General features: G+C 50.1%; 1 protein-coding gene. It reads right to left on the bottom strand.

What is annotated here, in order from left to right; all coding sequences use genetic code 11:
- Window positions 1-36: 36 nt before the first annotated feature.
- Window positions 37-1,592 (bottom strand): IS3 family transposase gene (locus tag HQR03_RS14020; RefSeq protein ID WP_173240647.1). Its coding sequence is split into 2 segments (ribosomal slippage): window positions 37-1,127 and window positions 1,127-1,592, totalling 1,557 coding nucleotides; the frame shifts between segments, so codons are not numbered across the junction.
- Window positions 1,593-1,657 lie beyond the last annotated feature (65 nt).

Raw genomic sequence — 1,657 nt, 5'->3', positions numbered from 1 at the left:
CGGAGTTTTTCAAGGTAGTTGTCACCATAAGCCGAATTAAGCGGCTTTTAATCTTTGCTGTTGTTGCTCTTTTACAGGATTTAGTGTTGTCGGACCCACAGGCTTACAGTTCCTCACCTCTTGACTACCCCAGCGTATGGGATTTTCAGCTTTAGCACGCTGCATCGTCTCATGACGTTTGGCTAGTATCACCTTATCCTCACCCGTATGACGCTGATGCGGTGTCACAAAGTTAAGCTGACTGTGCTTGTGCTCATTATTGTACCAACGTGTGAATGTCAGCACCCATGCTCTTGCCGCCTCAACGCTTTTAAAGCCTTCGGTGGGCCAATTAGGGCGATACTTGCAGGTTTTAAATAGCGACTCTGCAAAAGGATTATCATTACTGACCCGCGGTCTGCTGTATGACGTGAGTACCCCAAGCTCATACGCTTTCATGCGCATGGTTTGTGCTTTCATCGGTGCCCCATTGTCTGAATGTAGTACCACACCGGAGTGCAGCGCATTCTCACTGATTAAGGTACGCTCAAGTAGCTGGGCTGCCAGTACACCTGACTCGTGGTCATAAACCTCCCAGCCAACAATCTTACGGCTATAGACATCTTCAATCATATACAAATAATAGAACTGCCCCCGTACTGGACTTGGCAAATAGGTGATGTCCCAGCAGAACACTTGGCAGGGGCCATTCGCGGTGAAGGTTGTTGGGGCTTTAGATACTCGAGGGGCCAGAGCACGACCTCGATGAGCCAGTTGTTCATGCTCTTTAAGCACTCGGTAAAAGGTGGATTCAGAGGCGTAGTATACCCCCTCATCCAGCAGAGTCGGTACGATCTGGGTGGGCGGCAAACTGGCAAAGCGGGGCTGATTGCATACGGCAATAATGGCGGCTTGTTCCGCCTCTGCCAGTTTGTTCTTGGGTGCTAATCGCACGGCGTCAGGCCGTTTATCGTGCGTGAGGTGACCAGCACGGTACCAACGCCGATAGGTGCGTATGCTGATGCCCACCTCAATACAGGCAAGAGTCACTCTGGCACCTGATTGATTGGCTTCTTGTATCCATGCGATGTATTGTTTGCGCTCTGGAAGCGAGGTCAGTCGTCCTCGCGCTCCTCCCAAAACGCATCCAGCTTTTTTCGCAGTACCAGCAAGGCGGCGGTTTCAGCTAAGGCTTTCTCTTTTCGAGAAAGCTCACGCTCTAGCTGCTTGATCTGTTTGCGATCGGTTTGTTGTTGACGCTTGTCTTTAAGGCTTTGTTGTTTGCTGCTACTAAAGCCTTTGAGGGCGTCCATGCGCCAAGTTTTGATTTGTTCGACATAGAGGCCTTTGCTGCGGCAGTATTCACTAAGCTCAGCTTCGCTTAGGGTGCTGGTCTCTATGACGGTGGCAAGTTTGGTCTCGCTTGACCAGTCATCGGGGGTTTTATGGTTTGATGGCATAGGGTGACCTTGTTGTCGGGCTTGGGCACGCCAATTATACAGGGTCTGTAGTCCGATGCCTTCATCTCTTGAAACTTCGGCAATAGTTAGACTCAGTGGGGGTAGCAGTTTACTGAGTATAGTTTGTTTACGTTCTTCACTATAACGTGGCATGTTGTGTCCTTGTTGCCCCCATTTGGATTATTCTTTAGGGGTGACAACTATCCTGCCATAGGGGG

Origin of the sequence: Psychrobacter okhotskensis (assembly GCF_013248965.1) — a bacterium.
Lineage (GTDB): Bacteria > Pseudomonadota > Gammaproteobacteria > Pseudomonadales > Moraxellaceae > Psychrobacter > Psychrobacter okhotskensis.
Note: the sequence above shows the minus strand (reverse complement) of the source record. Positions and strands in the feature narration are given on the sequence as shown.